This is a genomic window from Brachybacterium netajii (SeqCode), assembly GCF_054114245.1.
This window is the reverse complement of record NZ_JBSYXB010000008.1, coordinates 1-22,627: the sequence shown is the minus strand read 5'-3', so window position 1 is coordinate 22,627 and position 22,627 is coordinate 1. Positions and strand designations below refer to the sequence as shown.

Genomic DNA, 22,627 nt, shown 5'->3' with positions numbered 1-22,627 from the left:
CTGCGCTCGGAGAGCGCGAGGCGGGCGTCGTCGTCCTCTGCGTCCCGTCCGGGTCCGGGTCCGGCGGTCAGTTGCCGGTCATCTCGCGGGAGCGTCGGGCGCAGGCGGCCATGGCGGCGGCGACGCCGGCGCGCACGCCCTGGCGGTCGAACTCGGCGAGGCCCTCGACGGTGGTGCCGCCGGGGCTGGAGACCGCGTTGCGGGCGACGGCCGGGTGGGTGCCGTCCTCGAGCAGCATGGTCGCGGCCCCGCGGACGGTCTGCTGCACGAGCGCCGCGGCGAGGTCGCGCTTCAGGCCCTGCCGCACGCCCTCGTCGACCATGGCCTCGACGAGCGCGAAGACGATCGCGGAGAGGGAGCCGGCGGCGGCGATGAACGCGTGGATCTGGTCCTCGGTGATCGGGACGACGACGCCGGCGCGGGCGAACAGCGCATGGACCAGCTCGACCTGCGCGTCGTCGGCCGCGGTGCCCCGCATGATCCCGACGGCGCCCTCGCCGATCCCGATCGGCGTGTTGGGCATGGCGCGCAGCACGGCGCGCCCCTCCCCGAGGACCTCCTCCATCGCGGCGAGGGAGATCCCGGCGGCGAGGGACACGACCAGCGCATCCTCGGCCAGGAGCTCGCGGATCTCGCCGAGCTGCGCGATCACCTGGTACGGCTTCACGCCGAGCACGACGACGCGGGCGGAGGAGATCGCCTCCCGGCGCCCGGGCGCGGTGACGCCGAGCGCGGCGGCGGCCCGTTCGCTGCTCTCGTCGCTCGAGTTCACGATCGCGAGGCGCTGCGGATCCGCGCCGGCGGCGAGGAACGCGCGGACGACGGGCCCGCCCATGTTCCCGGCGCCGATCACGGCGATCGACAGGTCGGCGAGATCGGCGAGGTCAGCGAGGTCAGCAGGGTCAGAGCCGGCGGCGGGGGCCGGCGGGGTGGTGGACGAGGTGTCGTGCGAGCTCATGGATCGATCGTAGGGGCCGACGAGCCGCTGGCGCTCACCGGACCGCGCACGGCCCCGCTCCGCGCGACCGTCCGACGCGCGCTCAGGCGCCGCGGCCCCAGTGCGGGGGCACGTCCCGCAGCAGGCGGTCGTCGTTGGACTCGTCCTCACCGGGCCGCGGGGCATCCTCGGCGACCCGATCGGGCAGGATCTTCGCCCCGCCCGTCACGTCCGCGGGTCCGCCGGCGCCCGTCCCGCCGCGGGACCCGCTCCCGGCGCCCGTCCCGGAACCGGCGCCCGTCCCGGGGCCGTTCGCGGGTGCGTCGGCCTCGTCGTCCCAGGGGATCGGGCGACCGGTGAGGGACGAGATCACGATCCGTCTCGGCCGGGCGCTCACTGGCGCTCCTGGTAGCGGCGGATGGCGCTCATGACGGCGACGTCCAGCAGCACGGAGCGCTTCTCGAAGCCGAGGAAGCTGCGGACCTCGGTTCCCAGGTGCTCCTCGAGGCGGGCGCGGCCGTCGGAGCAGATGTACTCGACGACCTGGTCGAAGTCCTCGCTCGAGTAGAACGAGAGCGGGTGCCCGGCGGCGATCTGCGGGCGCGGCAGACGATGGCGGACCGTCCCGACGCCCTTCGGTGCACCCGGCAGCTCCTCCGCCTGCACGAGACGATAGGCCCGGTCGAGAGCGCGACGGATCCGCTCAGCCTCGCCGTCGGGATCGATGAACAGGGCCCACGACCACACGCGCTCGGTCGCCCAGCCGGCGGCCTCGAGGCGCTCCGCCCGCAGGCGGTCGCGCTCGCGCTGGCTGGGGGTGTCGACATAGCGGGCGCCGTCGGTGTCGACGGCGAGCAGCAGACGACCGGGGAGATCAGGATGCCCGAGCGCGAGCTCGATGCGGTCCTCGGTGGTGCCGAAGTCGCGCTCGACCAGCAGGCCGAGGCGCCACAGGCGGTCAGCGAGGTCCCGCACGAGCGCATCCGTCTCGAGTCCGCGCGGCTCGGCGGCGTCCGTCGGCGAGGCCGCCGATGCGGATGACGCAGACGCTGCGGAGGCGGCCGAGGCGACGGAGGCGGCCGGCGAGTCGTCCGACGCGCCCGCGGGCTCCGCGGCACCTCCGGCCGGGTCCGCCGAGGCGGATGCCGGGGACGGCTCCGAGGCCTGATCCGGGGCCTGCTCCGGGGCCGACGCCGACGCCGACGCCGAGGATCCCGAGCCGGTCTTGCGGGCGAGGGCCGCGGCGATCGCGGCGTCGAGGTCCTCGTCGGAGAGCTCGTCGTCCGTCTTCTCGGAGCCGGAGCCGCCCGCAGAGCCGGTCCTCGAGGTGCTCGCCGTGCTCGCGGCTCCGCCGTCGGCCGCGGCGGCGCCCTCCCCCGGGCGCGGGGCGAGGCTGGTGCCGGCGAGCCGGGCATCCGCCCCGTCGGCTCCCCGGGCCCCGTCAGCGCCGGGGGCCGCGTCGGCCTCGGGCTCCGGCGGGGCGACGGCCTCTCCCTGGCCGGTGAGTTCCGCGACATGCGAGAGCACGGGGACGTCGGGGCCCCCGCGCAGCACCCAGAGCATGGCGCGCAGGTCGCGGGCGCCGTCGGAGCGCAGGCGGGAGGGGTCGAGGTCGTCGACGTCGATCGAGGAGACGACGGTCGTGCGGCCGCGGGCGCGGGTGATGACGGTGGCGAGGGCCTTGCGTCCGCCGGGCTCGGAGAGCGGGCCGAAGCGGTGCAGCAGGCGGCCGTGCGGGGTCTTCCCGAAGCCGACCGAGACGATCACGTCGTCGCGCACGATCGAGGAGGCATGGGCGGCGGGCAGCACGGTGAACAGCTCGCCCGCGCCGGGATCGAAGAAGGGCCGCAGGTTCGGGATCACCGAGACCGTGCTCATCACCCGCTCCATCACCCGGCGCGCATGCTCGGGGGTGAAGGTGAGGACCGCGAGGGACCGCTCGGGGCGGGAGCGGGCGTGCTCGATCACCAGGTCGGTGACGCGGCGCAGCTCCGCCTCCGTGGACTCGACGTACTCCATGCCCTCGGTCACCGGGCCGCGACCGTTCTCGACGAGCACCAGGCGATCGTCCTCGGCGGGGACCGGGCTGGGGACGGCGATGACGTCGACGCTCAGCGCGCGCCGCTGCGCGAAGGCCCGCAGGCCCTCGCGGGCGGTGTGGGTGTCGCGGTGGAGCTCGATGTGGGGGGCGATGCGGAGCATGTCGTCGAGCAGGCTCGGGGCGGTCTCGCCCCCGTACTCGAGGGGGTCGCCGACGACGACGGTCTGCCGGGCCCGCACGATCGAGGGCAGGGCCGCGGCGGTGGGCAGGCGGCCGCCGTCGGCGACGATGACCACGTCGAAGTGGTGGCCGCGCGGGATCACCTGCGGGACCAGGTACGGGGAGGCGAGCCAGGTGGGGCGCGCCCGGAACATGATGTCCTCGTACTTCGCCGCGAGATCGCGGATCGACACCGTCGTGGAGCGGACCAGCTCGGCGATCGCCGCGCGGGAGGTGTCCGGATAGGCCTTCATGGTCTCCACGCGGACCTCGTCGGCACCGCGGTGGACGCGCTCGGAGGCGTCGGCGAGCAGCTGCGCGTCGAGCCGGCGGAAGCGCTCGGCGACCTGGGACAGCGAGGTCCCGTCGTACTGCGAGATGGTGGGCTCGGCGCCGGCGATGAGCTCCAGCACGCTGCGCCACCAGGAGAGCTCGAGCTCGGCGGCGACCTGCCCGGCGGGCACGCGGCGCAGCCGCAGGTCCTCGACGAGGTCGCCGAGGCCGTCGAAGGCGAGGCGGCGCAGGAGCACGGTGCGGCGCGGGAGGGTCGCGAGGTCGTCGCGATCGCGCGCGAGATGCTCCATCCGCTCCTCGAGCGCGGCGATGTCGGTGCGGGCGAGGCGGGAGCCGATCTCGGTGCCGTCGAGCAGCACGCCGAGCTCGTCGAGGGCCTTCTGGACCCGGGCGGCGGTCGTGCGGACCCTGTCGAGGCCCTCCGGGACCGTCGGCGACGAGTCCTCCTGGGCGCTCTCGCGGCGCCAGTCCTCGCGCAGGCGCCGCGCGCCGACGAGCTCCTGGTGCAGGTCGGGGGCGAGCGCGGCGGGCCGCTGCAGGGCGGAGGCCTCCTTGCGCAGGCGCCGACGCGTCCCCCAGCCCATGGTGACGCCGTGCTCGGCGCGCCAGCGCTTGTCGCCGGTCGCGGCGACGAGGTCCTCGAGCGGCGCCGCGAAGACGGCCCCCTGGAAGGTGTCCAGGAGGACCGCCACCCGGTCGATGAGCGCGATCCGCTCGAGCAGCCGCTCGAGGGTCGAGGTCGCGGTCAGGCCCAGCGCGGTGCCGGTCGCGTCCAGGGCGGCGCGCAGGCGCGGCAGCAGCTCGGCGCGCAGCTCGTCGACGAGCTCGATGGCCCGCTCGGCCTGCGTGGAGGTGCTGATGGGCGCCCCGTACCAGGCGGTCTCCTCGGGACCGGAGGTGAGCACGCCGAACTCGGCGGCCTCCCGCAGCGCCTCCGCATACGGGAGGCGGGCCTCGCCGATCATGCGGGCCGCGACCGAGACGTCCAGGCGCACCGCGGTGCGCGGCGAGGGCCGCAGGCGGGTCAGGGCGGCGAGCGCCGAGATCGCGTCGTGCGCGGAGGCGCCCCACGGCTCCTGGACGCGGTGCATGGCGTCCACGTGCCCGGTGAGGATCTCGCGGGCCTCGGCGAGGGCCGCGAGGTCCTCGGGGCTCGGCCCCGTCTCGGTCTCGGCGAGGGCGTGGGTGCCGGCGCGGCGCAGGCTGTGCAGGAGCGCGGCCGAGGACTTCCGCTGCAGGGACGGGTCCGGGGAGAGGTCCGCGAGGAGCTCGCCGATGCCGCGCTCGCGGGCGATCTCGGCGAGGGCGGCGAGGTTCCGGGCGCGCTGGGAGACGACCAGGACGCTGCGTCCGCGGGCGTTGAGCTCCTCGGCGAGGTCGACGACGAGGTCGAGGGACGTGGTGCCGGGGACTGCCGCGACGGCGAGGTCCCCGCCGGCGAGGACCCGCTCGATCACGGCACGGTGGTCGGGGTCGACGGCGGCGACGAGATCGGTCTCGGGGATCGTCGGGGCCTCGGCCTCCCCGGACGCCCCGTCGGCCTCCGGACGCAGCAGCGCGCGGGCGCCCGCATGACCGGCGAGCGCGGCGACGAGATCGTCGGCGGCCCAGTCCGCGGTGTCGGCGGCGAGGTCCTCGGCGACGGAGCCGGTCGCGTCCATGAGGTTGCCGACGACGAGCGCGTGGGTCACGCGGAACCCGGGCAGGGGCTGCCCGAGCGCGCGGAAGGCGTCGAGCACGGGGTTGGGGTCGAAGCCGTAGGGGCCGTCGGTCGTGGCGAGCAGGGCGCGGGCGTCGATCGCGACCCCGGCCTCGCGCAGGGCGCGCAGCACCACGGGGTTGAGGTCGGCGGTGGCGTCGACCTCGAGCTCCACGTCCTCGCGGGCGTTCCCGCGCAGACGGAGGGTCACGGGCCGCACCAGGACGGGGGCGTGCACGGGGGCGCTGCCGTCGGCGGGGATCCAGGTGGCCTCGCCGATGCCCAGGTGGCAGGTCGTCAGACCCACCTCCTCGGCGTGCCGCTCGGCGGCCTCGCGGAGGGAGCGGGCGTGGGCGCGGGCGTCGGCGAGCGCGCCGACCTCGCGGACCAGCGAGGACAGGCGCGTGGGGCCGCGGCCCGCGAGGAGCTGCGCGAGACCCGAGGGGTGCGAGTGGGTGAGGTCCAGGACGGTCTCGCCGGCCCGCATCTGCGTGAGGAACGACGGGGCGGTGACGCCGCCGGTGATCTGGTGGATCCAGCCGTCGACGGCCTCGGCGACGACGTCCTCGCGGCTCAGCGGGGCGACCTCGCGCGGCTCATGACCGAGGTCGTCCTCGTTCTGCTCGGGGGCGATGCCGGCGCCGACCTCGTCATGGTGGGCGGAGACGATGACGCCGACGCCGCCGGTCGGGCTCGGCGGCACGGGCGCCGGAGCGGTCTCCCGCGCGGGCGCGACCGAGCCCGCCCGCACCTCGGCGGCGAGCGCCGCGGTCTGCGCGAGCGCACGCTGCCGGGCGCGCTCGCGCTCCTCGCGCACACCGCGGGCGGCCGCGGCGAGCGCGTCGTCCTGACGCTCCGACTCCCCGGCGGGGTCCTCGGAACGCTTCTTCCCGCGCAGAAGTCTCCACATGCTTCGTCACGCTACCGCCAGGGCCTGGCCGTGCCGTGCAGGCGTGCCGTGGCCGCCGCAGATCACGAGCGGGACCGACGTCGTGGCGACCGCGCGGGATCAGACCTCGTGGAGGCGGACGGAGGCATCGGCGAGGTGCTCGCGCAGGGCGTCGTCGACGGGTCCGGTGATCACGAGGTCGGTGAGTGCCGAGACCGGGCAGATGCCGGCGAGGGCGCGGTGGCCGATCTTGTCGGCGGTCGCGAGGCCGACGACCCTCCGGGCGTGGCCGATCATGATCCGCGTGACCCCGGCCTCGGCGTCGGAGTTGCAGGTCAGACCCGCGTCGACGTCGATGCCGACGGTGCCGACGAACATGGTGTCGAGCCACAGGTCCCGCATCGTCGCGGTCGCGAGGGGGCCGGTGAGCTCGAAGGAGTAGGGCTCGGCGACGCCGCCGAGGACGACGGTCCGCACGGCCGGTCGCAGCACCGCCTCGGTCGCGATGTTCAGCGCCGCGCACACGACGGTGAGGCCGGGGGCCCCGTCGCGGGAGTCGATGTCGGGGCGGGAGACGGTGCGGCGGGCGGTCGAGGTGGTGGTGCGGCCGCCGTTGAAGCCGATGATCTGCCCGGGCGAGACGAGGGTCGCGGCATGGGTGGCGACGCGTTCGCGGTGGGCGCCGTCCTGATCGGTGGAGCGGGGGCCGGCGGCGAGGGAGTAGGCGACGTCGATCGCGACGATCCCGCCGTGGGTGCGGCGGGCCAGCTGCGCGCGCTCCATCTCGACGAAGTCGCGGCGGACGGTGGACTCGCTGATGCCCAGGTCCGCGGCGACGTCAGCGACGGATAGGCGCTTGGCCTCGCTGAGCAGGGTGAGCACGTGGTCCCAGCGGGCCGGCTTGTCCAGCGCAGCGGCCGGTCGCGCGGGGGGCGCGGGCGTGTCGGGTACGGCGGGCGCGCCGGAGTCGCCGGTGCCGGTGCCGGTGCCGGGCACGGCGGGGACCTGGTCGGAGGGCGGGATGCTCACGTTCACGCATCCAGTATTGCGCGGAACCCGCGATCCCGAGCGTCCGTCCGCGCAGGAACAGGCACGGGCGCTGCGCGTCGGCGGTGCGGATTGTGCGCCGCGTCTCCCCTGTCCTACATTGTCGGCGTCGTCCCGGACGGGGCGTCTCCGAAGGACGAGAGGACATCGAGAGATGGGTTTCGACGACGCGCTGAAGAAGGTCAAGGACCTCGCCGGCCAGAACGAGGACGCGGTCGAGAAGGGCATCGACGCCGTCACCGACCAGGTGAAGGAGCGCACTCCTGACCAGTACGACGACAAGGTCGACCAGGCGGCCGACGCCGCCCGCGATCAGCTGGGCCTCAGCGACAAGTGAGCCGATGACGAAGCCCCCGACGATGATCGTCGGGGGCTTCGTCATGTCCGGGGCCGCGCAGAGTCCGCACGGCCCGCAGGAGCCGCGAGGGCCCCAGGCGCCTGAGGGGCCTCAGGCGCCTGGGGCCTCAGGACCCGGAGGTCAGTCCTTCTTCTTGCGCAGCGTGAGCACGGCCGCGACGATCACGGCGATCACGACGACGGCGATCACGACGATCAGCACGACCGGCGCGCCGCCCTCCTCCTCGGCGGGCTCCTCGATGACGGTGTCCTCGGCGATGGGGGTCGCTTGCTCCGTCTCCTCGGCGCCGCCGGCGTCGCTCGCGGCGCTCGCCTCGTCGGTCGCGTCGGCGGAACCGGTCGCCTCGTCGGCCGCGCCATCGGTCGCGTCGGCCGCACCCGCCGTGTCCTGCTCGACGGTCAGGGTCTGCGTGCCCTCGATGGGGTGGCCGTCGGAGGAGACCACGCGCCACTGGATCGTGTAGGTGCCCGCGGCGAGCGGCTCGTCGAGCACGACGACGGCCTCGGGACCGTCGATCGCGGGGGTCGCCTCGAGGACCTCGGTGCCGTCCTCGGTGCTGATCCGCACGACGGGCGTCACGTCGAGGATGTCCGCGGAGAAGGTGAACGTCAGCTGCTCCGGCGAGGTCTCCACCGTCGCGCCGTCCTCGGGATCCGAGGAGATCAGCGTGTCGTGCGCGCTCGCGGAGACGGGCATGAGCGCGAGCGCCAGCAGCAGGGCGCCCAGGAGGGCGACGAGCGCGGCAGGGGCGGAGCTGCGCAGGATGCTGCGCGGCGCGGGGCGAGGGCTGGTCGTCGTGGTCACGCCCTCCAGGCTAGTCCTCCGTCTCAGCGCGGGGTCGCGCCCCCGAGGTGGTCTTCGGCACCGTGCTCGAGCACAGGCAGCGCGGCGCGGGCCTGCGCGATCTCCGCGAGATCGAGATCGGCGACGATCATCCCCGGCTCCCGGCCCAGCTGCCGGCGCACCTGGCCGAGGGGCCCGACGACGGCGCTGAGCCCCACCCCGCGCGCCGCCCTCCCGGTGTATTCAGGGTCGGGCGCCTGGTCGGCGGCGAGGATCGCGACCGTCGCATCGAGCGCCCGCGCCCGCAGGAGCACCTCGAGCTGATCGCTCTTGCCGGGGCCGTCGCCCCAGGCCATGGGCAGCAGGACGGCCTGCGCGCCGGCGCGGGCGAGCGCCGTGAACTGCGCCGGGAAGCGCACGTCGTAGCAGGTGGCGATCCCGAACCGGGCACCGGCGAGGTCGATGGTGACGAGCTCGGTGCCGGGCTCGACGGTGTCGGACTCGCGCGCCCCGTAGGCGTCGTAGAGGTGGATCTTCGCGTAGTCGGCGTGCAGTCCGCCGCCGCGGACGATGACCGTGTTGCGCACCCGTCCGTCGTCGGTCGCGACGAACGAGCCGGCGACGACGACGATCCCGTGGCGCTCGGCGATCTCCGCGACCGCGTTCTCGAAGCGCTCATGGTGCGCGCTCGCCGCGCGATGCAGGTCGGTGCCGAAGGGCGTGAGGGTCGCCTCGGGCAGCAGCACGAGATGGGCGCCGGCCCCGGCGGCCTCCGCCGCGGCGGCCTCCACGGCCCGCAGATTCGTCTCCACGACCTCGCTCGCCCGGATCTGCGCGAGGGCGATGCGGGGCCCGGCGGCGCGCTCGACCGCAGCGACGTCCTCGGGGGTGTCGAGGTCGGCCACCTCGGCGCCGGTCGCCGGCAGCGTCATCAGCTCCCCCTCGGCGAGCTCCCGGTAGAGGCGGCGGAGGCTGAGGTCGGCCCATCCGCCCTCGGGCCGCTCGACCGCGGCCAGCGCCCGCCGCAACCGCGCGAGCGGCCAGCAGGCGCAGAGGAACTGCAGGTGCCCGTCGGGCGCGGTCAGCGCGACGACCCGCTCCCCCGCCCGATCCGCGGCGACCAGGCGCTCGAGCGTCTCGGCACGCAGCAACGGCATGTCCCCGCCGAGCACCAGCACCCGGACGTCGGAGTCCTCGAGCGCGACGACCTCCTGGACCCCGCGCGCGAGCGCCGCGAGGGGCCCGGAGCGCGGCGGGTCCTCCCGCACGAACCGGGCGCCGTGCTCGGCGGCGATCCGCGCGCCGTCATCCTTCTCCGGGCCGACGACGACCCGCAGCCCCGGCGGGATGCTGCGCAGGACCCGTTCGAGGCTCGTCGCCCCGGCGATCGTCCGACGGGTCTTGTCCTCGCCCCCGAGGCGCGTGGCGGCGCCCCCGGCGAGGACGATCCCGGCGATGCGGGGCCCGTGCTCCCCCGCGGTGTGAGGTTCTGCGGACGCGGCGGCGGTCGACATGGGGCGATCCTGCCACGGCCCGCTAGGATGACCGAGGTCCGTGCATCCGGAGGCGCCCCGCGCCACTGCTCGTCGGACCGATCGGCCCCCGTAGCTCAGGGGATAGAGCACCGCTCTCCTAAAGCGGGTGTCGGCAGTTCGAATCTGCCCGGGGGCACTGATCTGACCAGCGCGACGGCGCGCCGGCCGCTGCATCCGACGTCGAGGCCACCCTGACGAGACACCCCCTCACCGCACCGCTGCGCCGCAGGCGTTCACATAATCTCTAGTTATCCGATCCATTCGATAGGGTTTGGGTGTCCTCGACCGCGACCCGCCGACCGATGCGGGTCCCTCCCGGGAGTGAACCCCGCCATGACCTCGTCCTCTCTCGCCGCGGAGCGCTCGGCCGCCCTGCCGCGCTTCCACTGGTTCCTGCCCCCGCAGGGCGACTCCACGACGCCCGGAGCCCACCACCGCTCCGCCTCCCCCGCGCCGGCACCGGACTCCCCCGCCCTCCTCGCCGAGCTCACCGACATCGCGCTCGCGGCCGAGGAGGCCGGCTTCCACGGCGTCCTCACGCCCGTGGGCATAGGCTGCCCCGACCCCTGGGTGGTGTGCTCCGCCGTGGCCGCGCGGACCGAGCGCCTGTCCTTCATCGTCGCCTTCCGTCCCAGCCTGCAGTCGGCGACCCTCCTCGCCCAGCAGGCCGACACCTTCCGGCGCATCCACGGCGGGCGCCTCATCCTCAACGTCGTGACCGGCGGCAACCCCTCCGAGCAGGCCGGCTACGGGGTCCATGCCGCCCACGACGAGCGCTACGAGATCACCGACGAGGCCCTGCGGGCCATCGGTCCGCTCCTGCACGGCGAGCGCGTCGACCTCCAGGGCTCCCACCTGCGCCTCGTCGGCGCGGAGCTCGTCGACCCCTCCCCGCAGCCGGTGCCGATCTTCTTCGGCGGCGCCTCGCCGAAGGCCCTCGAGGTCGCCGCCGACCACGCGGACACCTATCTCCTGTGGGGCGAGCCCCTCGCGCAGATCGCCGAGCGCATCGCCCGCGTCCGCGCCGTCGAACACGATCACGGGCGCGAGCGCACGCTCCGTCTCGGCCTGCGCATCCACGTGATCGCCCGCGAGAGCGCCGAGGAGGCGTGGGACGTCGCCCGGGCGATCCAGTCCTCCTTCGATCCGGCCGCGGTCGCGGAGGTGCAGGCGCGGCTGGCGTCGATGGACTCCGTCGGCCAGGCCCGGATGGGGGCGCTGCACGGGGAATCCATCCCCTCCGACGTCGCCGACCTGGTCATCGGCCCGAACCTGTGGTCCGGCATCGGGCTCGTGCGCGAGGGCGTGGGGACGGCGCTGGTCGGCTCCTACGACGAGGTCGCCGAGCGCCTCGCCGAGTACGCGGACCTGGGGATCGACGAGTTCATCCTTCCGGGCTACCCGCACCGCGAGGAGGCGCTGCGCGTCGGCGCCCATGTCGTCCCGCGTGTGCAGGCCCTGACCTCCGCCGGCCGGCGCGCCGGCGTCTGACCCGGCCCTTCGCGTCCCGCTCGTCCTCCTTCGCTCGTCCTCCCTTCGCACGTCCTGCGCTCGCACGTCCTTCGCCTCTGGAGCCCCCATGCCCTTCTTCTCGACCTCCCCCGCCTCCCGCCGCACCGCGTCTGCACTCCGCGCCGCTCCCGCCCGTCGCACCGTCCTCGGCGCGGCCGGGGCCGCCGCCGCGGGCCTCGCCCTGTCCGCCTGCGGCGGGCCCGGCAGCTCGTCCGCGGGAGCCGGCGCCTCCGACGGCGGCTCCGCCTCCGGGTCCCTGAGCTTCTACCACTGGCGCAGCGAGGACCGCACCGTCCTCGAGGACCTCGCCGCGACCTTCGCCGAGCAGCATGACGGTCTCGCGGTCGAGCAGGTCATCGACCCCTCCGACCAGTACCAGTCCACGGCCGCGCAGAAGGCGAAGGACGGCGACGTCGGCGACGCGCTGACCGCGTTCCGCGGCACGCAGCTGGAGCAGTTCGCGGAGCTGGGGATCTTCACGGATCTCACGGACGCCGCGCTCGTCGGCGGCTACGAGCCGAACCTCATCAGCCCCGGCATCCATGACGGCGCCCAGCTGGGCGTCCCCTACCAGCTCGTGTTCAACATGCCGCTGCTGAACACGGACCTGGCCGAGCAGGCCGGCATCTCGGAGGTCCCGGGCGACTGGGACGCCTACGTCGACGCGCTCGACAGGCTCAAGGGGATCGGCGTCGACCCGATCGCCTGGCCCGGCGGCGACGCCGCCAACGCCTTCCAGATCATCAACTCGCTCGCGATGAACAACGGGCCGACGGACGACATGTTCGCCCGCATCGAGAGCGGCGAGTACGCGGCGACGGACGACTGGTGGCTGCGCTCCCTCGAGCAGTTCGCGACGATCGCCCAGTACTTCCAGGCGAACTTCGAGGGCACCACGACCGACGGCGCCGTCGCGCTGTTCGGCCAGGGGCAGGCCGCGATCCTCCCCACCGGCAGCTTCCACATCGGGGTCGCCCGCGCGGCCGGCGCCGAGTTCGGCATCGACCTCTCGCCCGTCATGACCAACGACGCCGGCACCGACCCCGCCTACGAGGGCATCTTCAACTCCACCTTCATCCTCGGCGTGAACACGCAGGCGACGAATCCCGACGGCGCGCTCGCCTGGATCGAGTTCCTCTCCGACCCGGAGAACGCGGCGCTCTACGCCGACGGCACCGCCCAGCACGTCACCGTGCAGGGCGTCGAGTACACCAACCCGGACCTGCAGGCCCTCTCCCCCTGGCAGTCGCGGGCACCCTGCTCGCGCCCCGCTTCCAGTTCATCGACCTGGACATCCGCACCGCGGTGGAGAACTCCCTGCTCGCGGTCGCGACCGGGAGCACCCCAGAGCAGGCCGCCGAGGAGGCGCAGGCGCTGATCGAGGAGAAGCTCTGAGCCGGCCCGGCCGACGTCGGGCGGTGCTCTGGCGGCATCTCGACCCGACGCTCGCGGCCATGCTGGTGCCGGCCGCGGTCGTGTTCTCGTGGTTCGTGCTGTGGCCGGTGGTGCAGGCGGTCCAGTACTCGCTGACGGACTGGGACGGCCTCTCCGCGGACTTCTCCTGGGTGGGGCTGGACAACTACCGGCGGCTGCTGACGGGCGACTCGGTGTTCGCGAAGGCGTTCGGGAACTCGCTGGTGTTCATGCTGACGGTGGTGGTCGCGCAGACGGCCCTGTCGTTCGTCCTCGCGCTCGCGCTGGTGCGGAACTCGCGGGCCCATGTGGCGCTGCGAGCGCTGTTCTTCTTCCCGACGGTGCTGTCGTCGGTCGCGGTCGCCTTCGTGTGGAGCTTCGTCTACGACCCGACGTTCGGGCTCGCGAACCGCCTCCTGCAGGCGGTCGGCCTGGGCTCCCTGCAGCAGCCGTGGCTGGGCGACCAGCAGCTGGCGATCTTCTACCTCGCGATCGTCCAGGTGTGGTTCCACGCCGGTCAGCTGATGGTCGTGTACATCGCGGGCCTCCAGCAGATCCCGCAGGAGCTGTATGAGGCGGCGTCGCTCGACGGCGCCGGGCGCCTCCAGAAGCTCCGCCATGTGACGGTCCCGCTGGTGCAGCCGGCGACGGTCATCGTCGTCGCCTACACGACGATCCAGTCCTTCAAGGCCTTCGACCTGATCATCGTCAGCACCGGCGGCGGCCCGAACCATGCCACGGAGATCCTCGCGACGCTGATCTACCACTCCGCCTTCGGGAACTTCGAGATGGGCTATGCCGCCGCCCAGTCGATCCTGCTCATGCTGCTGATCGCCGCGATCACGCTCCTGCCGCGCCGCGCGGTCGCGCTCGTCTCCGGCGGGAGCGACCGATGAGCCGCACGCGCCTGCGTCGGGCGACCGACTGGGGCGACCTCCCCCGCCGTTCGCTCCTGCTCGTCCATACGCTCGTCATCGGCCTGCCTCTGCTGGTGGTGCTCGTGACCTCCGTGAAGACCACCCAGGAGCTGTTCGCGGATCCGTTCTCGCTGCCGGCGGTGCCGACGGCGGACAACTTCGTCGCACTCCTGACGGGCGGACGGATCGGCCCCGCGCTGCGCAACTCCGCCATCGTCACCGCCGCGTCCGTGACGCTGACGCTGCTGGTCTCGAGCTGGGCGTCATTCGCGATCTCGCGGATCGGCGGGCTCCTCGGCACCGGGCTCTTCGGCCTGTTCGCCCTCGGCCTCGCCGTCCCGGCGCAGGTCGCGATGATCCCCCAGTACGTGATCTTCCGACAGCTGGGCCTGACGAACACCCTGACCGGCCTCGTGCTCATCAACATCGCGGTGACCTGCCCGGTCGCGATCTTCCTCCTCACCGGCTTCCTCCGCACCCTCCCGGGGGAACTCATGGAGGCGGCGGAGGTCGACGGCGCGAGCTCCTGGCAGCTCTATGCGCGGATCGCGATGCCGCTGTCGACGCCCTCGCTGTCGGCCGCCGCGATCTTCCTGTTCGTCATGCACTGGAACGACCTGCTCTACCCGCTGCTGTTCATCACGGACCCAAGCCGCTCGACCCTGCCCAAGACCCTCCTGGACTTCCAGGGCGAGTACGCGACGAACTATCCGCTGCTGTTCGCGGGCGTCATCATCGCCTCCCTGCCGATGGTGCTCGCCTACGTCCTCCTGCAGCGCTGGTTCGTCGCCGGCATGACCGCGGGCGCGCTGCGCGGATGACGGGGCCCGGACCGCCCGTCGGCCGGCCCCCATCAGCCGAGCATCCCCGTCAGCCGAGCGTCCCCGTCAGCCGTCCGTGGAAGCGGGCGGAGATCTCGTCGAGGCCGGCGAAGCGCACGTCCAGCCCGTGCTCGGCGTACTTCGTCTGCACCGCGTCGAGCACGGCGACCGTCGAGGCGTCCCAGATCTGCGCCGCCGAGAAGTCCACCAGCACCGAGCCCCCTGGAGCGTCCGCGCCGTCGGCTCCATCGGTTCCATCGGTTCTATCGGCCCCGACCGTCTCGGCGTCCTCCGCATAGGAGAACTGCTCGACGAGGTCGTTGCTGGATCCGAAGAACAGCGGACCCCGGACCGTGTACCGGACCTCCGGGGCCGCGCCGTCGATCGCAGCGCCGTCGGACGGGGCCGGGACGACGCTCCGTCGGACGGTCGTCACATGCGCGACCCGGCGCGCGAACAGCACCATCGCGAGGATCGCGCCGGTGCCGACGCCGATGGCGAGGTTGTGGGTCGCGACGACCACGACGACGGTCACGACCATCACGCAGGTCTCCGACAGCGGCATCCGCCGCAGCGTCGACGGACGGATGCTGTGGAAGTCGGCGGTCGAGACCGCGACGACCATCATCACCGCGGCGAGCGCGGCCATGGGGATGCGGGCCATGAGGTCCGAGAGCACGGTGACCAGGAGCAGCAGGAGCGCGCCCGCGATGAAGGTGGAGATGCGGGTGCGGGCGCGGCCGAGCTTCACGTTGACGACCGTCTGGCCGATCATCGCGCAGCCGGCGATGCCGCCCCAGCATCCGGCGAGGATGTTCGCGACGCCGAGGGCCCAGGACTCGCGGGACTTCGAGGAGCGGGTGTCGGTGATGTCGTCGACGAGCTTCGCCGTCAGCAGGGTCTCCATGAGGCCGACGAACGCGACGCTGAGGGCGGTCGGCGCGATGATCCGCAGCGTCTCGACGCTCAGCGGGACCTGCAGCTGCGTGAGGCCGGGGAGGCCGCCGGCGATCTCGCCCTGGTCGCCGACATCGGGGACGTCGAGGCCGCCGATCATCGCGATCGCGGTGACCAGGACGATCGCGATCAGCGGCGCCGGGACCGCGCGCGTGAACCGCGGCAGGCCGATCACGATCACGAGCGTCAGCGCGAACAGCGGATAGACCGCCGCGGGCACGTCGAGGACATGCTGCAGCTGCGCGGTGAAGATGAGGATGCCCAGGGAGTTGACGAAGCCGATCATCACCGAGCGCGGGATGAACCGCATGATCCTCGCGAGGCCGAGGACCCCGAAGAGGATCTGGACGATGCCGGCGAGGATCACCGTCGGCAGCAGGTACTCGACGCCGTGCTCGGCGACCAGCGGCGCGACGACGAGGGCGACGGCGCCCGCGGCGGCGGTGATCATCGCGGGGCGTCCGCCGAGGATCGACATGGAGATCGCCAGCACGACGGAGGCGACGAGGGAGACCTTGGGGTCCACGCCGGCGATCACCGAGAAGGAGATGACCTCGGGGATGAGCGCGAGGGTGGTGACCGCGCCGGCGAGGACCTCGGTGGTCAGCGCGCGCGGTCTGCGGAGGGCCTCGGTCACGGAGCGCACGGGTGCCTCGGCGGCGTGGGGGGAGTTCACGTCCGGATCCTACGGGAGCGGGGTCCGACGGTCGGGCGGGGTCCGAGTGGGGTCCGGGCGGGGTCCGAGCCGGGGCCGAGCCGGGGCCGAGCCGGGGCCGAGCCGGAGCCGAGCGGCGACGGCCGAGCGGCGTCGGCCGAGTGGCGTCGGCCTCCCCGGCCCCGGCTGCGAGCGGCCCGGGCACGGGGCGGGACTACGCTCGAAGCGCACCCTCGACCCACCCCACCCCACCCCGGCGCATCCCGCCGGGCGACCCGGACGGAGGACCGATGTCCGACGAGAAGCGCTCCTCGTTCGATGCCACCTGGCTCACCTTCGGCATGCCGATCGGCATCGTCGTCGGCATCGCGATCGGGATGGCGGGCTTCGGGAACCTCCTCGCCGGGGCGGTCCTGGGCGTCGTGATCGGCGTCGTGATCGGCGTGACGATGGGCTTCCGGAACGGTCGCGGAGAGGTCAGCGAAGAGGACATCGAGGACGATCTCGCGCGCGCCCAGGGGCTCTATGGGACCCCTTCTGCGCCTGCTGCGCCGGACTCTGCGTCGGACAAGGGCTTTCCTGAGTCCTCCCCCGACGACACTCATCCACAACCCAGCTCGCCTTCGCCTGATGCGGAGTGACGGGTGCCATGCTGAGCGGACCGACGAGGCCCCTCGTCGGATACCGACACCCTGACCTGCCCAGGGAGGAGATCTCCGTGAAGATCACCGACACGCATGACACCGCCGCCCGTCACTTCGACTATCTCGACGAGCACGATGCCGCCGACGACCGGGTCCTGACCCGCCGTCGCACGACCGCCGTCCTCGAGCCGGAGCGCTCCGCCGAGCTCGACGCCGACCGCGACGCGGACCTCACGCGCTTCGCCGCGCTCGGTGCCCGCGCCCCGCGCCCCGTCTATCCGCGGATCACGCGCCGCTCCGCCTGAGCGGCCGACCCCGCAGGTCCCGGCGAGCCCGCCGGATCCGGCGCGCTCACCAGTCGACGAGGTGGTCGACCGGACCGCGCCCGCTGCTCGGGGTGCGCGACAGCTCCCAGTCGCGCGCCCCGACCAGCGCCCGCTGCAGGAAGTCGCGGGCCGCGCGCACCGCCCCGAGATCCAGCTCCCGACGGCCCCGCCGCGCATGCGCCGCGGCGATCGCCGAGGAGAGCGTGCAGCCCGTGCCATGGGTGCTGCGCGTGCGGACCCGCGGGGCCCGCAGCAGCTCCACCCCGCCCTCGTGCGCGACGACGTCCACGACCTCGTCGTCCCCGTCCGCGGCGTCCTCTGCCGCGCCGTCCACCGCGCCGTCCGCCGCGCCGCCCAGCGCGACTCCGTCGCGGTGCCCGCCCTTCAGCACGACCGTCCGCGGGCCGAGCGCGCGCAGCCGCTCCGCCTGCGCCTGCATCCCCGCGAGGTCCACGGCGACCTCCTCGTCGAGGAGCGCCGCCGCCTCCGGCAGGTTCGGCGTGAGCACGTCGGCCAGCGGCAGCAGCCGGTCGCGCAGGGCCGCGCTCGCGCTCTCCGGCAGCAGCGCGTCCCCGCTGGTCGCGATCATCACGGGGTCCAGCACGATCAGGCCGAAGTCGTCCCGTCGGCCGCCGATCCGCTCGGCGAGCGCCTCGACGATCTCCGCGGAGGTCAGCATCCCCAGCTTCGTCGCGTCGATCGGGATGTCGTCGACGACGGACATGAGCTGCGCGATCACGAAGTCTACGGGGACCGGCAGGATCCCCTGCACCCCCTGGGTGTTCTGCGCGGTCAGGCCCGTCAGGGCGGAGGTCCCGTAGACGCCGAGGGCGCTGAAGGTCTTCAGATCCGCCTGGATGCCGGCGCCGCCGCCGGAGTCCGAGCCCGCGATCGTGAGCGCCGTCGGCGGACGGAGCCCCTCGTCGGGCTTCGTGATCGGGAGCGCGGGCGCGCTGGTGCTGAACATCGTGACGATCCCTTCGCAGGTGCTGACCGGAGCAGGTTCGACGGGTCTGATCTCAGCCGACGACCACCGCCGGCACCCCGTGCCACGCGCCCGATGCTACGCGTCGCACCGCGCGCCCGCGGAATCCGAGCAGCTGCCAGCCATCCCCGGCCACCGGTCCGGACGCTCCCGACCTCCCCCGGACGTCCTGGTCAGACCGGTCACCACGCCCGTGGATCCCGCCCCGATCGCTGGCCGCCGACGGCGCGATCGCCTAGCCTGGACGGGCGCCCGACGACGGGGCGCGGCCGCCGGGACGACCCGTCGGCCCCCCCTCCGGGCGAGGACGGCCTCGCGGAACAGGCCCCGACACCATGCCGTCCACCCCCTCCCCCGCCGGGAGCGCGCCCGACGCCGCCCGCGCCCACCGCGCCGGCCGGCGCCTCGCCGCCCTCCTCGATCTCCCGACCGTGCTCCGCCTCGTCCTGGGCTGGGGCGGTGTGCTCGCGACGATCCTGCTGGCGGGCCCCCTCTCGGCGACGCTCCCCGCGGGAGTCCTCGTGGCCGTGCTCGCGGCGATCATCGCGGTGATCGTGGTGTGCGCCCTCGGCGTCGTCCACCAGGCCGAAGCCCTCGCCCGCCTGCTCGGCGACCCCTACGGCACGCTCGTGCTGACCCTGTCGATCGTCACCATCGAGGTGGTGCTGATCGCCGCGGTGCTCCTCGGCCCCGGTGAACATCCGACGATCGGCCGGGACTCCGTCTCGGCGGTCTCGATGATCATCCTGAACCTGGTCATGGGCGTCTGCCTCCTCGCCGCGGCCCTCGCACGCCGTCCGCGCCGCCCCGCTGCCGGCCGCGTCGCCGTCGGCCCCGCCGCCACCGCACCCCTCCCCCGCGCGAATCCGCGGGGCGCGGTCGTCTATCTCGTGCTGCTGACGGTGCTCGGATTCATCGCCTTCGCCCTGCCGGCCCTGATCGGCGAGGACGGCTCCTTCTCGCGCGCCCAGGAGGTGCCGATCGTGCTGCTGACGATCGGCGTCTACGTGCTCTTCCTGGTCCTGCAGACCGGCCGCGGTGCCGCGGACTTCCAGGAGGTCGGTACGGGCTCCGCCCCCGCGTCAGCCTCGGCCCGCTCCCTGGGCGCCCTCGTGTCCGCCCACCGCGGGGAGCTGCTCGTCCGCGCCGCGATCCTGGTGGCGACGGCCCTGCCGATCGTCCTGCTGTCCCATCGGATGGCCGACCTGCTCGACGACGGCCTCGCCCGCCTCGGCGCGCCGACGGCGCTCGGCGGCCTCCTGATCGCACTGATCGTGTTCACGCCGGAGTCGATCACCGCGGTGCGCGCCGCGATCGGCGGCGAGATGCAGCGCGTGGTGAACCTGTGCCACGGCGCCCTCGTCTCGACCGTCGGCCTCACCATCCCGGTGGTCCTCGCGATCTCGCTGCTGACCGGAGCGCACGTGATCTCCGCGGAGAGCCCGGCGATGCTGGCGATGCTCGGCGCCTCGCTCGCCCTGACGGCGGTGACGCTGCTGTCGCGTCGGCCCGGGCCCGTCCACGGCGTCGCGCATCTGGTGCTGTTCGCCGTCTACGGGGTCCTCCTGCTGAGCTGACTCCGCTGAGCTGACTCCGCTGAGCTGATCCCGGGCGGTCCTCCGCCTGTTCGTGAGGCGGATCATGCTCCTGCGCCGAACGCTCGTCCTCCCGACATCCCCCGGCCACCAGCGGTTCGGTCCCGTCGGCCATGCTTCGGGCCAGCGCAGAACGGACTTGCAGGAGGCCCCCATGACCCTCGATGACGGCGACCTCCTGCGCGGGCCCCGCCTCCGCGGCCCGCGGGTGCGGACGCCGGACCCCTGGGAGGTCCTCGACGGCGACGTGCTGGAGGACGCGGGCGTCGAGGGCACCCGGTCCGACGGCACGCGGATCGACGGCGGCGCCGCGCTCGACGCCTTCATCGATCTCTCCGCCGGCATCGAGGCTCGGCTGCACCAGCGCCTCGGCGATCCCACGGCGACGCTCGCGGAGATCGCCCTGTGCCTCGAGGTGCTCGTCGCCCACGGGCGAGGCCGGGCGGAGGACGTCGACGCCCTGCGCCCGCGCTGGGAGGGCGAGATCGCGGTCTTCCGGGACACCACCGACGCCGAATGGCGGCATCCCGCGGTGACGCTCTCCCTCATCGCGGCCGCCACCGGGCATCCCTTCGCCGCCACGACCTCGCTGTTCTGGGACCGCCGCCAGCCCCGCTGGATCCCCCTGCAGGCGACGCTGACCTGGACCGACGGCGTCCACCCGGCCGGTCTCGCACTCGCGCGCCTGCGCGCCGAGATCGAGGGGACCGCGCATCGGCCCGGGGTCCGCCGCGTGTACCTGCTGGCGGCGGCAGCGGCCGACGGGCGACGCCCCGTCGACCACTCCGCCGAGCTGCTCGAGAGGTCCTCGGACCTCGGAGCCCGCCTGAACGCGGCCACCGCGGCGGTCGCCTGCGCGGTGCCCGAGGCCCCGCTGTGGGGCTACCTGTTCGACCCCTCGAGCTCCTCGTGGCTCGTTCGCGCCCGCCTCGTCGCCGAGGACGAATCGCTGCCGAGCTGCGTGCAGGAGGCGTCGGAGGAGCTCGTGCGCTTCAGCCGCGCCGTCGGCTGACGCGGCGTCGCCCGCCCCCCCTCTCACCCCTGCATCGCGGCTCAGCCCTTCACCGAGCCGGACATGAGACCGGCGATGAAGTAGCGCGAGAGCAGCACGTACACCAGCAGCGTCGGAAGCGAGGTCAGCAGAGCGCCGGCCATCGAGACGCCGTAGTCGGTCAGCAGCGCCCCGTTGGCGAGGTTGTTGAGCACGAGCGTGACGGGCCCGTTCACCGCGGTCGAGAAGAACACGGCGAACAGGAAGTCGTTCCAGGCGCTCGTGAACTGCCAGATCAGGACGACGGCGAAGCCCGGCACCGCGATCGGCAGGGCGACCGACCAGAAGGTGCGCAGCATGCCGGCGCCGTCGACCGTCGAGGCCTCGATGAGCTCCTCGGGCACCGTCTCGAAGTAGTTGCGGAAGATCAGCGTCGTGATCGGGATGCCGAAGACGACGTGCAGCAGGATCAGCGAGGGGATCCCGTTGGGGATCGGCAGGGCGAGCACCAGCTCGAGCAGCGGGATCATCACCGCCTGGTACGGCAGGAACATGCCGAACAGGATCAGCGTGAACACGATGTCGGCCCCGGGGAACCGCCAGCGCGAGAGGACGAACCCGTTCATGCAGCCGAGGATCGAGGACAGGATCGTCGAGGGGATGACCATCGTCGCCGAGCGCAGGAGGCCGGGGGCGAGCTGGTCCCAGGCCGTCGACCAGTTCTGCAGGGTCCAGCTCTCGGGCAGCAGCCAGGCGCGGGCGGGGCTCGCATCCCCCACGCCCTTGAAGCTCGTGATGAGCAGGACGTAGACGGGGATCATCACGAACACGACGCCGGCCAGGAGCAGCAGGTAGCGCATCGTGAGGATCCCGCGGCCGCGACGGGCGCGGGTCCTGCGCGCATCGGGGGAGGCGGGGCGGGCCGAGGCGACAGTCCCCGCGGGGATGCTGCTGTCGGTGCGGGCGGCGGCGCTCATCGGCGCTTCTCCCTGTTCTGCGAGATGAGGTAGGGGACGATGAGGATGCCGACGACGATCAGCAGGATCATGCCGACGGCCGCCGCGTTCGCGTAGTCGTAGCTCGACTTGAACACGAACATGTCGACGGCGGGCACCTTGGTCTGGAAGTTCGCGGGCTTCGAGATCGACATGATCAGGTCGAAGGACTTCAGCGACATGTGGGCGATGATCACGACCGCGCTCATCAGCACGGGCGTGAGCTGCGGGAAGATCACGTGGCGGTACATCTTCAGCTCGCTCGCCCCGTCCATCCGCGCGGCCTCGCGCAGCTCGTCGGACACCCCGCGGAAGCCCGCGAGGAACAGCGCCATGACGTAGCCGGAGAGCTGCCAGACGGCGGGCAGGGCGATCGCGAGGATGCCGAAGGTGACGTTGTTCCACCAGGGGTTCTGCAGGAAGCCGACGCCGACCATCTGGAACAGCCGGTTCAGGCCCGAGGCGGACTCCCCCTGGTTCGAGTTCAGCAGCCACCGCCACACGACGCCCGAGGCGACGAACGAGATGGCCATCGGGAACAGGTAGACGGTCTGGAAGATCCGCCCGCCGGGCAGGGGCCGCTCGAGCAGCCACGCCCACACGAAGCCGATCACCATCGCGCCGATCAGGAAGGCCACGGTGAACAGCACGAGGTTCGCCATCGAATGCCGGAACGCGGAGGTCGCGAACAGGTCGATGTAGTTCTGCAGGAAGACGAAGGCGATCGGCTTGCGGCCGTTGGCCTGGGCGGCGGTGTGGTTGTCGGTCGCCGACATCCACAGGTTCTTGGCGATCAGCCCGTAGACGAAGATCCCCACGAGGATCAGCGACGGGGAGATCAGGAGCAGGGCGGGCCCGTAGCGACGGGCCCGGGAGGACAGGGATTTCGTGCTGGACACGGGCACCTCGTGCATCGACGGATGACGGACGGACAGAGCCGGGCGGAGCCGGGCTGAGCCGGGCTGAGACGGGCAGAGCCGGGCGGAGACGGACAGGCGCGGGCGGGGCCGACGG

At 73.5% G+C, this 22,627-nt stretch carries 19 protein-coding genes and 1 tRNA gene; 10 read left to right on the top strand and 10 right to left on the bottom strand.

Annotated features, from left to right (window positions below; translation table 11 throughout):
- Positions 1-67: 67 nt before the first annotated feature.
- The 4 genes from proC to ACXET9_RS13245 form a co-directional block, all read right to left on the bottom strand.
- Positions 68-958 carry a pyrroline-5-carboxylate reductase gene (proC, locus tag ACXET9_RS13260; RefSeq protein ID WP_457887119.1) on the bottom strand — a complete coding sequence of 297 codons (891 nt, stop codon included), beginning with the start codon at positions 956-958 and terminating at the stop codon, positions 68-70.
- A gap of 82 nt (positions 959-1,040) precedes the next feature.
- Positions 1,041-1,310: a hypothetical protein gene (locus ACXET9_RS13255; protein ID WP_457887118.1), complete on the bottom strand. Its 270-nt coding sequence runs from the start codon at positions 1,308-1,310 to the stop codon at positions 1,041-1,043.
- A gap of 20 nt (positions 1,311-1,330) precedes the next feature.
- Positions 1,331-6,100 (bottom strand): hypothetical protein, encoded by a 4,770-nt coding sequence (locus ACXET9_RS13250; RefSeq protein WP_457887117.1) that lies wholly within the window; start codon positions 6,098-6,100, stop codon positions 1,331-1,333.
- Positions 6,101-6,199: 99 nt separating this feature from the next.
- Positions 6,200-7,114: a DeoR/GlpR family DNA-binding transcription regulator gene (locus ACXET9_RS13245; RefSeq protein WP_457887116.1), complete on the bottom strand. Its 915-nt coding sequence runs from the start codon at positions 7,112-7,114 to the stop codon at positions 6,200-6,202.
- 166 nt (positions 7,115-7,280) lie between these two features.
- On the opposite strand from ACXET9_RS13245, the gene ACXET9_RS13240 reads away from it, so the two are divergent.
- Positions 7,281-7,463 (top strand): antitoxin, encoded by a 183-nt coding sequence (locus tag ACXET9_RS13240; RefSeq protein WP_457887115.1) that lies wholly within the window; start codon positions 7,281-7,283, stop codon positions 7,461-7,463.
- 141 nt (positions 7,464-7,604) lie between these two features.
- Here the strand turns inward: ACXET9_RS13240 and ACXET9_RS13235 are convergent, their stop codons facing one another.
- Together ACXET9_RS13235 and ACXET9_RS13230 are read right to left on the bottom strand one after the other, a co-directional pair.
- Complete coding sequence (locus ACXET9_RS13235; protein ID WP_457887114.1) at positions 7,605-8,288, bottom strand: copper resistance CopC family protein; 684 nt, start codon at positions 8,286-8,288, stop codon at positions 7,605-7,607.
- A gap of 23 nt (positions 8,289-8,311) precedes the next feature.
- A complete protein-coding gene (locus ACXET9_RS13230) occupies positions 8,312-9,781 on the bottom strand; it encodes a nitrilase-related carbon-nitrogen hydrolase (RefSeq protein ID WP_457887112.1) in 1,470 nt (489 codons plus the stop codon).
- Between the two features lie 84 nt (positions 9,782-9,865).
- Here ACXET9_RS13230 and ACXET9_RS13225 point away from each other — a divergent pair.
- The 5 genes from ACXET9_RS13225 to ACXET9_RS13205 all read left to right on the top strand — a co-directional run bounded on the left by ACXET9_RS13225 (position 9,866) and on the right by ACXET9_RS13205 (position 14,465).
- Positions 9,866-9,938 (top strand) — tRNA-Arg (locus tag ACXET9_RS13225).
- 197 nt (positions 9,939-10,135) lie between these two features.
- Positions 10,136-11,293: an LLM class flavin-dependent oxidoreductase gene (locus ACXET9_RS13220; RefSeq protein ID WP_457887111.1), complete on the top strand. Its 1,158-nt coding sequence runs from the start codon at positions 10,136-10,138 to the stop codon at positions 11,291-11,293.
- Positions 11,294-11,381: 88 nt separating this feature from the next.
- A complete protein-coding gene (locus ACXET9_RS13215) occupies positions 11,382-12,692 on the top strand; it encodes an ABC transporter substrate-binding protein (protein ID WP_457887110.1) in 1,311 nt (436 codons plus the stop codon).
- 76 nt (positions 12,693-12,768) lie between these two features.
- Entirely contained in the window at positions 12,769-13,623 is an 855-nt protein-coding gene (locus ACXET9_RS13210) for a carbohydrate ABC transporter permease (RefSeq protein WP_457887109.1), read from the top strand.
- Positions 13,620-14,465, top strand: a complete 846-nt coding sequence (locus tag ACXET9_RS13205) for a carbohydrate ABC transporter permease (protein WP_457887107.1) — start codon at positions 13,620-13,622, stop codon at positions 14,463-14,465. Before ACXET9_RS13210 ends, ACXET9_RS13205 begins: the two co-directional genes overlap by 4 nt.
- A 49-nt stretch (positions 14,466-14,514) precedes the next feature.
- Here the strand turns inward: ACXET9_RS13205 and ACXET9_RS13200 are convergent, their stop codons facing one another.
- Entirely contained in the window at positions 14,515-16,098 is a 1,584-nt protein-coding gene (locus ACXET9_RS13200; protein WP_457887106.1) for a SulP family inorganic anion transporter, read from the bottom strand.
- Positions 16,099-16,367: 269 nt separating this feature from the next.
- On the opposite strand from ACXET9_RS13200, the gene ACXET9_RS13195 reads away from it, so the two are divergent.
- Together ACXET9_RS13195 and ACXET9_RS13190 are read left to right on the top strand one after the other, a co-directional pair.
- Entirely contained in the window at positions 16,368-16,718 is a 351-nt protein-coding gene (locus ACXET9_RS13195; protein ID WP_457887105.1) for a hypothetical protein, read from the top strand.
- A gap of 77 nt (positions 16,719-16,795) precedes the next feature.
- A complete protein-coding gene (locus ACXET9_RS13190) occupies positions 16,796-17,026 on the top strand; it encodes a hypothetical protein (protein WP_457887104.1) in 231 nt (76 codons plus the stop codon).
- 46 nt (positions 17,027-17,072) lie between these two features.
- On the opposite strand, the gene thiD is transcribed toward ACXET9_RS13190, so the two are convergent.
- Positions 17,073-18,014, bottom strand: a complete 942-nt coding sequence (gene thiD / locus ACXET9_RS13185) for a bifunctional hydroxymethylpyrimidine kinase/phosphomethylpyrimidine kinase (protein ID WP_457887103.1) — start codon at positions 18,012-18,014, stop codon at positions 17,073-17,075.
- Between the two features lie 353 nt (positions 18,015-18,367).
- On the opposite strand from thiD, the gene ACXET9_RS13180 reads away from it, so the two are divergent.
- Positions 18,368-19,609: a calcium:proton antiporter gene (locus ACXET9_RS13180; protein WP_457887102.1), complete on the top strand. Its 1,242-nt coding sequence runs from the start codon at positions 18,368-18,370 to the stop codon at positions 19,607-19,609.
- Positions 19,610-19,781: 172 nt separating this feature from the next.
- Complete coding sequence (locus tag ACXET9_RS13175; RefSeq protein WP_457887101.1) at positions 19,782-20,639, top strand: hypothetical protein; 858 nt, start codon at positions 19,782-19,784, stop codon at positions 20,637-20,639.
- Positions 20,640-20,680: 41 nt separating this feature from the next.
- Here the strand turns inward: ACXET9_RS13175 and ACXET9_RS13170 are convergent, their stop codons facing one another.
- Both ACXET9_RS13170 and ACXET9_RS13165 read right to left on the bottom strand, forming a co-directional pair.
- Positions 20,681-21,595: a carbohydrate ABC transporter permease gene (locus ACXET9_RS13170; RefSeq protein ID WP_457887100.1), complete on the bottom strand. Its 915-nt coding sequence runs from the start codon at positions 21,593-21,595 to the stop codon at positions 20,681-20,683.
- Positions 21,592-22,512 (bottom strand): carbohydrate ABC transporter permease, encoded by a 921-nt coding sequence (locus ACXET9_RS13165; protein ID WP_457887098.1) that lies wholly within the window; start codon positions 22,510-22,512, stop codon positions 21,592-21,594. The genes ACXET9_RS13170 and ACXET9_RS13165 overlap by 4 nt, the downstream gene beginning before the upstream one ends.
- Positions 22,513-22,627: the final 115 nt, after the last annotated feature.